Genomic DNA, 8,455 nt, shown 5'->3' on the forward strand with positions numbered 1-8,455 from the left:
CACACAGGGAAGGATGAGAAGCTTCGACCCCGAAGGTTTGACCCGCAGGGCACGGCGCGCAGCGACGTAAATCCTTCCCGTACAATTCCACCCTGAGCACCTCCCTTTCATACTTCTCCTGCTCCCATACAAAGCACTTCCTTTCAGATCCCACACAGGGAAGGATGAGAAGCTTCGACCCCGAAGGTTTGACCCGCAGGGCACGGAGCCCAGCGACGTAAATCCTTCCCGCACACTGCTGCTCTCAGCACCTTTTATCCGGTGAACCGTCTGGTGCTGGAACGCGCTCCACGGCTGACTAATGACAGTCGGCGTCAGATTCTGCTACCATCCGCACATCTTTTTCCCGCCAATCGGGCCTGGTAATGAAATTTCTCTCTTTTAATATCAATGGGCTGCGTGCCCGTCCCCATCAGCTCGCGGCCATCGTTGAGCAACATCAGCCGGATGTCATCGGCCTGCAGGAAACGAAAGTGCACGATGACATGTTTCCGCTCGACGACGTCGCCAGCCTGGGTTACCACGTGTTTTATCACGGCCAGAAAGGCCACTATGGCGTTGCGCTGCTGACTAAAAGCCAGCCGGTAGCGGTACGTCGCGGTTTTCCAGGAGATGATGAAGAGGCACAACGCCGCCTGATTATGGCGGATATCGTTAGCCCAATCGGCAATATCACCGTGATTAACGGCTACTTCCCGCAGGGCGAAAGCCGCGACCATGCGACAAAATTCCCGGCAAAAGAGAAGTTTTACCGCGATCTGCAAAGCTACCTGGAGCAGGAGCACCAGCCCACCAATCCGGTACTGATAATGGGCGATATGAATATCAGCACGACCGATCTTGACATTGGTATCGGCGAAGACAGCCGCAAACGCTGGCTGCGTACCGGCAAATGCTCCTTCCTCCCGGAAGAGCGGGAATGGATGGATCGCCTGCTTAACTGGGGACTGGTCGATACCTGGCGCGCGCAGAATGGCGACGTCAACGATCGCTTTTCCTGGTTTGATTACCGTTCCAAAGGCTTCGATGATAATCGCGGTCTGCGTATCGATCTGCTGTTGGCCAGCCAGCCATTAGCCGAGCGCTGCACAGCTACCGGTATTGATTACGCTATCCGCAGCATGGAAAAGCCTTCCGATCACGCGCCCGTCTGGGCCGAGTTCAGTTTCTGATGGCGGCTAAGCTTGACGTCGTGGCCGCGTTGATTGTGCGCCAGGGAAAAATTTTGCTGGCGCAACGTGGCCCGCACGGCGATCAGGCCGGGCTGTGGGAATTTCCGGGCGGTAAAGTAGAGGCCGGTGAAAGCCAGCCTCAGGCGCTGCAGAGAGAGCTGAAAGAAGAGTTGGGCATTGACGCTGTGATTGGCGGCTATATTGCCAGTGAAAGTCGCGAGGTTAACGGACGGCAGATCCATCTGCACGCCTGGCAGGTCGCGGCGTTTACCGGCGAACCTCAGCTGAATTGCCACCAGGCGCTGGCCTGGTGTTTGCCGCAGCAAGCGCAGCGTTACGAACTGGCGCCAGCCGATATTCCCCTGCTGGCCGCCTGGCTCAGACAGACTACTTAACGGTTTGCCAAATCAGATTATTGGTACCGTAAGATTTTTCATCGCGGCTGCACTGTAACAGCACGCCTTCCATCTTCACTACCGAGCCTTCGGTGTAGCTGCGATTTTGATAAGTACAGCAGCGCAGACAGGGAGGCTGATTGTTCTGTCCCTGCGTCCAGACCTCCGGCGGCATATCCACCATCACATCCGCATTGGCGCCGCCGCTCTGCACAGGTTCCCGATCCTGCTCATAATCGTTATGCCCCGTGCTGAGATGCATTTCCCCCGCATACAGCGGTGAACAGAACAACAGCACGGCCGCGACTAAAACGCTTTTCATCACTTAATTCCCCTTCGCTTTCGCCGCCTTACGCTGCGGCTTTTTACGGTTACCCGCCGGTGAAGGAAGGCCACGGAACGCGTGCGCAGCGGGCTGCTGTCGCGCCTGATCGATCAGAGTATAGAGCGTCCCCACCAGCGGCTGCATAAAGTCCTGGTAGCGGCACTGTTTCTCACTGATTTTGGTCAGCGTGGATTCCCACTGGGCGGTCATATCCGGACGCGCCGCCATTTCCGGCAGCGAGTGGATCAGCGCGCGCCCGGCGGGAGTCGCATTGATGTAACGCCCTTTCTTAACCAGAAAAGCACGTTTAAACAGCAGTTCGATAATCCCGGCGCGAGTCGCCTCTGTTCCTAAACCATCGGTCGCACGCAGCACTTTCTTTAGATCTTTATCCTGTACAAATCGTGCGATACCGGTCATGGCCGATAATAACGTTGAATCGGTAAAGGAACGAGGCGGCTGGGTCTGCTTGCTAACAACCTCTCCGCTTTCGCACAATAGCTCGTCCCCTTTGGCCACCACTGGCAGCGGCGTGCCGTCATTTTCTTCGTCCCGCTCTTTGCTGCCCAGTAACGCGCGCCAACCTGCTTCGGCCAGAAAACGCGCTTTAGCCATAAACTTGCCACCCGCGATATCCAGCTCGATTACGCATTTACGGTAGATAGCATCAGGACAGAACTGCATCAGATACTGCGTGGCGATCAGGCGATAGATATTGGCCTCATTTTCGGTCAGCCTGACCTGACTGCTGCGCGCCGTAGGAATAATAGCGTGGTGTGCATCCACTTTTTTATCGTCCCAGCAGCGGTTGCGGCGATCGCTGTCGAAATCGGCTGGCGGCGTCAGCGACGGCTGGTGCACGTTAATGGCGTTCAGCACTGCATGTCTGCCGGCAAAATGCTCGTCAGGCAAATAGCGGCTGTCCGAACGAGGATAGGTAATAAGCTTATGGGTTTCATAAAGCTTCTGACAGGTATCCAGCACTGTTTGGGCACTCAGCCCAAAACGCCTGCCCGCTTCAATCTGCAAGGCAGAAAGCGAAAAAGGCAGCGGCGCGGTGTCGTTCTCGCGTTTGTCGTTATAGCTGGTGACATGCGCTGGCTGGCCGCCAATGCGCGCGACCACGTGCTCGGCCAGCTGGCGATTAAGCAGTCTGCCTTCCTCGTCCTGATGCGGCTCACAGGCTTCGCTCGGCTGCCACGTGGCGACAAAGCGCTCATCTTTTGGCGTGACAATATGCGCCTTTACCTCAAAGAAATCTTTAGGCACGAAATTTTCGATTTCTTCGTCGCGCCGGACCACCAGGCCCAGCACCGGCGTCTGAACGCGCCCCACCGACAGCACGCCGTCGTAACCGGCGTTGCGGCCCAGCAGCGTATAGGCGCGGGTCATATTGATACCATAAAGCCAGTCGGCACGCGCTCGCGCCAGCGCCGATACGCACAGAGGAATAAATTCGCGGTTTTCGCGCAGGCGTTCAATCGCCCTTGATACGGCCTGCGGATTTAAATCGTTAATCAGGCAACGCTGTACGCGTTCACGCTTCTGTGGCGGCAGTGCCAGATAGTCCAGTACCTCGTCCACCAGCAGCTGCCCTTCCCTGTCCGGGTCACCGGCGTGCACAACATCGCTGGCTTTCTCCAGTAGCGTTTTGATAACGTTCAGCTGTTTTGCTACGGAGGGGCGCGGTTGCAGCCGCCATTTTTCCGGCACGATAGGCAAGTCGGCCAGTGCCCAGCGCGCATAGCGGCTGTCATAGCTGTCGGGCTGCGCCTGCTCAAGCAGGTGGCCAACGCACCAGGTGACGACATCCTCGCTGCCGCAGGCGATATAGCCGTCGCCTCGGCGATGTGGCTTGGGGAGAACGTCCGCAATCGCGCGGGCGAGGCTGGGTTTTTCGGCAATAAACAAACGCATCCGGCGATGACTTCCTTCAGGGGGACAAAAGTGGATAGATGGTAGCGTTTTCAGCAGACGGTGATAAGCGTTTCACCGTCCGTTTGCTTATTATCCCGGCAAAATAACGGCCACGCGACTATTTTGCCTTTTCTGAAGCTGAGGATCTGTCAGAAATAGCTGACAAAAGGCGCCGTGTCGGGTGGGACCAGCGTGGTGGAGGATTTCAGCTGCGGCGTACCTAAGTAAAGGAAGCCGACAATAGCGTCCTGCTCGCGACACTTAAACGCTTCCCGCACCGCGTGATGCTCAGTCCAGGCTCCACTGCGCCAGATACCGTTAAAGCCCTGAGCCACGGCCGCCATCTGCATTGCCATTACCGCACAGCCAGCGGAGACCACCTGTTCCCAGCGAGGCACCTTATGGTGTTCTTCGCAATGGGCCACTACGGTAATAATCATTGGGGCACGAAACGGCGACTGCTTTGCTTTTTCAATTGCTTTCGGTTCCATATTGTCGTCACGCGCAGCTTTTTCCAGCAGCTGACTGAAGCGGTCGCGCCCTTCGTTCTCAATGACAGTAAACCGCCAGGGTTGTAGGGTGCCGTGATCGGGCGCGCGCATCCCGGCGCGAATAATATTTTCCAGCGCTTCTCCGGCGGGCGCAGGCTCGCTTAAGCGTGAGGCGGAACGACGGTTAACTACCAGATCCAGTGCGTCCATAACTTACTCCTGATCATAATACTGAGCTGCTGAAGCTAGCACAGGATGATGATTTGTTACAGCATTCCGCTTTTTCCTGCTGACAAGTTTGTCCCTGCTCTTTAGGATGTCACCATCCTGACCCGGCACGGGCTGCTTTCCGTCGAATTTCCGGGTTTTTTATCGCGATTATGGAGAGACTATGCGCACTTTGTGGCGAGCGATCGCTGGCGTTTTTAAAGGGGCCTGGCGCCTGCTGAATTTTATTCGGGAATTTATCCTTAATCTTTTCCTGGTACTGCTGATTTTGATCTGCGCCGTGGGGTACTTCCAGTTTACCAAATCCTCTGCACCGGTTGAAACGCAGAAAGGCGCACTGATTGTTGACCTGGCCGGCGTCGTTGTCGATAAGCCTTCCGTCAGCAATAAGCTCAGCAAGCTTGGCCGTCAGCTGCTGGGGACCAGCAGCGATCGCCTTAAAGAGAATTCGCTGTTTGACGTGGTGGATGCCATTCGCCAGGCGAAAAATGATGGCAATATTACCGGTATGGTACTCGATCTGCGTGATTTCGCCGGGGCGGACCAGCCCTCGTTGAGCTATATCGGCAAAGCGCTGCGCGAGTTCCGTGACAGCGGTAAACAGATTTATGCTACCGGCGACAGTTACAGCCAGGCGCAATACTATCTTGCCAGCTTCGCCAACAAAATTTATCTGTCGCCACAGGGCACGGTCGATTTACACGGTTTCGCTACTAACGGGCTTTACTACAAAACGCTGCTGGACAAGCTGAAAGTCAGTTCTCACGTTTTCCGCGTGGGCACCTACAAGTCTGCCGTGGAGCCTTTCCTGCGTGATGATATGTCACCTGCCGCGCGCGATGCGGACAGCCGCTGGATTGGCGAGCTGTGGCAGAACTACCTTAATACCCTCGCCGCCAACCGGCAGACTACTCCACAGCAGCTGTTCCCTGGGGCGCAAGGCGTGCTTGACGGTTTGCAAAAAGTGGGTGGCGATACCGCGCGCTATGCAAAAGACAACAAGCTGGTAGACGAACTGGCTTCTCGTTCAGTCGTGGACAGAGAGCTGGGCAAAATTTTTGGCTGGGACAAGCAGGCACAAGACTTTAAGGGCACCAGCATCTACGACTACGCGATCAAAGACAAACCGGCAGCCAACGGCAATATTGCCGTCATTATGGCTAACGGCGCGATTATGGACGGCGAAGAAACGCCAGGTAATGTCGGCGGCGATACCACCGCGCTGGCTATCCGTAAAGCGCGCCTGGATGACCAGGTCAAGGCGATTATTCTGCGCGTTAACAGCCCTGGCGGCAGCGTCAGCGCGTCTGAAACCATACGTGAGGAACTGGCGGCAGCCAAAGAGGTCGGCAAGCCAGTAGTGGTGTCGATGGGCGGTATGGCCGCTTCGGGAGGCTACTGGATTTCCACGCCAGCCAGTTACATTATTGCCAGCCCGAGCACGCTGACCGGCTCTATCGGTATCTTTGGCGTCATCAATACGGTTGAAAACTCGCTGGATGCCATTGGTGTGCATACCGACGGCGTAGCCACCTCACCGCTGGCGGACGTGGCAACGACCAAGGCCCTGCCGCCAGAAGTGCAGCAGCTGATGCAGCTGAGCATTGAAAACGGCTATAAAAACTTCCTGGGGCTGGTAGCCCACTCTCGCGGGAAAACGCCGGAACAGATCGATCAAATTGCTCAGGGTCATGTCTGGACAGGCAGCGATGCCAAAAACAACGGACTGGTCGACTCGCTGGGTGATTTTGATGACGCGGTAGCCAAAGCAGCAGAACTGGCCCATCTTAAGCAGGCCCAGCTGAACTGGTATCAGGACGAGCCCGGTTTTGCCGATCTGCTGTTTAGCCAGCTGGATGCATCGGTACGTGCCGCCCTGCCTGCGGCGCTGCAGGTTTATTTGCCTGCACCGATGTATGACGTGATGACTGCAATGAAAAATCAGCCGGGTCTGTTTGATAATCTCAACGACCCACAGAACCGCTATGCGTTCTGCCTGACCTGTAGCCAGGTCAAATAAGCCGAAAGCGGCCCGCTGGTCGGGCTGCTTTTCCCCGGTTTTCCCCTTATACTGCCCTCTTTTTCAAGCCTGAGTAATTCAATCCCATGCAAAAAAAATCCATCTATGTAGCCTATACCGGCGGTACTATCGGCATGCAGCGTTCCGAACATGGTTACGTGCCGGTGTCCGGTCATCTGCAAAACCAGCTGGCGAAGATGCCGGAATTTCATCGTACCGAAATGCCGGATTTCACCATCCATGAGTATCAGCCGCTGATTGATTCTTCCGATATGACACCGCAGGATTGGCAAACGATTGCGGATGATATCCAGGCTAACTACGATAAATACGACGGTTTTGTCATCCTGCACGGCACCGATACCATGGCGTTCACTGCTTCTGCGCTCTCTTTTATGTTGGAGAATCTGGCTAAACCGGTAATTGTGACAGGGTCACAAATCCCGCTGGCCGAATTGCGTTCTGACGGACAGCAGAATTTGCTTAATTCACTCTTTGTTGCCGCTAACTACCCTATTAATGAAGTTGCCCTTTTCTTCAACAATCAACTGTATCGCGGCAATCGTACCACCAAGGCCCATGCCGATGGCTTTAACGCCTTCGCCTCGCCTAATCTTGCCCCACTGCTGGAAGCAGGGATCCATATCCGCCGCCTGAATACGCCCGCTGCGCCTGGTGGTCAGGGCCCGCTGGTTATTCGTTCGATTACGCCTCAGCCGGTCGGCGTGGTCACTATTTATCCAGGAATTTCTGCCGATGTGGTCAGCAACTTTTTGCGCCAGCCGGTAAAAGCGCTGATCCTGCGCTCCTACGGCGTAGGGAACGCCCCACAAAACCCTGCCTTTTTGAAAGAGCTAAAAGAAGCGTCCGATCGCGGCATCGTGGTGGTGAATCTGACGCAATGCATGTCTGGTAAAGTCAATATGGGCGGCTACGCTACGGGCAATGCACTGGCGTTGGCTGGCGTGGTCAGCGGCTATGATATGACCGTTGAAGCCACGCTGACCAAACTGCATTTTCTGCTCAGCCAGAACCTTTCCAGCGATGAAGTTCGCCAGAAAATGCAGGTGAATCTGCGTGGTGAACTGACGCCTGACGAAAAGTGAGATAAAAATGCACCAGGCTCTGATCCTGATTGACCTGCAGAACGATTTTTGTCCGGGTGGCGCCCTGGCCGTCGAGGGTGGCGACAGGACTATTACCGTAGCCAATCGTTACGCCGCAGCGTTTTATCAGCTTCAGCGGCCTGTGGTGGCCACGCTTGACTGGCATCCGGCTAACCACGGCAGCTTTGCGTCAGTCGCGGGCCAGCCTGCGGGCACGCTGGGCGAACTGGACGGCCTGCCGCAAATATGGTGGCCAGATCATTGCGTACAGCACAGCACCGGTGCAGAGCTGCATCCTGCGCTGGACCGTCGTTACCTGACCACACGGATTTATAAAGGCGAGCAGCCGCTGACAGACAGCTATAGCGCGTTTTTCGATAACGGACATCGCAGCAAAACGGCGCTGGATGACTGGCTGAAAAGCCATGGCGTCACCAGCCTGACAATGATGGGGCTGGCGACGGACTACTGCGTGAAATACAGCGTACTGGATGCCCTGGCGCTCGGTTATCAGGTTAAAGTCGTTACCGAAGGCTGTCGCGGCGTAAACCTTTCACCCTATGACAGTGAAAAAGCACTGAAAGAGATGGCGAATAAAGGCGCAATTATTATCTGACTCTCTGCGGCGGATTCAGCGGGATGGCATAAGGCGAGCAATGGAACCTTCTAACCTTCTGCCTGCCTCGCTAGTTTTCTGCCTGGCCCTCTCCGCCTGTTTGTAGGGCCAAATGAGCTGATCATGCGATGTGCCAGCCAGCCAACCAATCCGCCAACCAGCCAACCAGCCAACCAGCCAACCAG

8 protein-coding genes are annotated in these 8,455 nt (G+C 55.7%); 5 read left to right on the top strand and 3 right to left on the bottom strand.

Translation table 11 applies throughout. The features are described from left to right. Positions 1 to 365 precede the first annotated feature (365 nt). Complete coding sequence (gene xthA / locus RTK32_RS15075; protein ID WP_312045388.1) at positions 366 to 1,172, top strand: exodeoxyribonuclease III; 807 nt, start codon at positions 366 to 368, stop codon at positions 1,170 to 1,172. Next, positions 1,172 to 1,567: a pyrimidine (deoxy)nucleoside triphosphate diphosphatase gene (locus tag RTK32_RS15080; RefSeq protein ID WP_312045390.1), complete on the top strand. Its 396-nt coding sequence runs from the start codon at positions 1,172 to 1,174 to the stop codon at positions 1,565 to 1,567. The genes xthA and RTK32_RS15080 overlap by 1 nt, the downstream gene beginning before the upstream one ends. On the opposite strand, the gene RTK32_RS15085 is transcribed toward RTK32_RS15080, so the two are convergent. The 3 genes from RTK32_RS15085 to RTK32_RS15095 all read right to left on the bottom strand — a co-directional run bounded on the left by RTK32_RS15085 (position 1,560) and on the right by RTK32_RS15095 (position 4,510). Then, complete coding sequence (locus RTK32_RS15085) at positions 1,560 to 1,829, bottom strand: YnjH family protein (protein WP_312045402.1); 270 nt, start codon at positions 1,827 to 1,829, stop codon at positions 1,560 to 1,562. The two genes, RTK32_RS15080 and RTK32_RS15085, sit on opposite strands and share 8 nt — an antisense overlap. A gap of 63 nt (positions 1,830 to 1,892) precedes the next feature. After that, positions 1,893 to 3,809, bottom strand: a complete 1,917-nt coding sequence (locus RTK32_RS15090; protein ID WP_312045392.1) for a DNA topoisomerase III — start codon at positions 3,807 to 3,809, stop codon at positions 1,893 to 1,895. A 149-nt stretch (positions 3,810 to 3,958) separates the two neighbouring features. Next, positions 3,959 to 4,510, bottom strand: a complete 552-nt coding sequence (locus RTK32_RS15095; RefSeq protein ID WP_312045394.1) for an NAD(P)H nitroreductase — start codon at positions 4,508 to 4,510, stop codon at positions 3,959 to 3,961. 181 nt (positions 4,511 to 4,691) lie between these two features. On the opposite strand from RTK32_RS15095, the gene sppA reads away from it, so the two are divergent. The 3 genes from sppA (at position 4,692) to pncA (ending at position 8,270) form a co-directional block, all read left to right on the top strand. Beyond that, complete coding sequence (gene sppA / locus RTK32_RS15100) at positions 4,692 to 6,548, top strand: signal peptide peptidase SppA (protein ID WP_312045396.1); 1,857 nt, start codon at positions 4,692 to 4,694, stop codon at positions 6,546 to 6,548. An 86-nt stretch (positions 6,549 to 6,634) separates the two neighbouring features. After that, positions 6,635 to 7,654, top strand: coding sequence for an asparaginase (gene ansA / locus RTK32_RS15105; protein WP_312045398.1), 1,020 nt, complete (start codon positions 6,635 to 6,637; stop codon positions 7,652 to 7,654). Positions 7,655 to 7,661: 7 nt separating this feature from the next. Continuing rightward, positions 7,662 to 8,270, top strand: coding sequence for a bifunctional nicotinamidase/pyrazinamidase (gene pncA / locus RTK32_RS15110; protein WP_312045400.1), 609 nt, complete (start codon positions 7,662 to 7,664; stop codon positions 8,268 to 8,270). The last annotated feature ends 185 nt before the right edge of the window (positions 8,271 to 8,455 follow it).

This window comes from Erwinia sp. (assembly GCF_031978025.1).
Classification (GTDB): domain Bacteria; phylum Pseudomonadota; class Gammaproteobacteria; order Enterobacterales; family Enterobacteriaceae; genus Erwinia.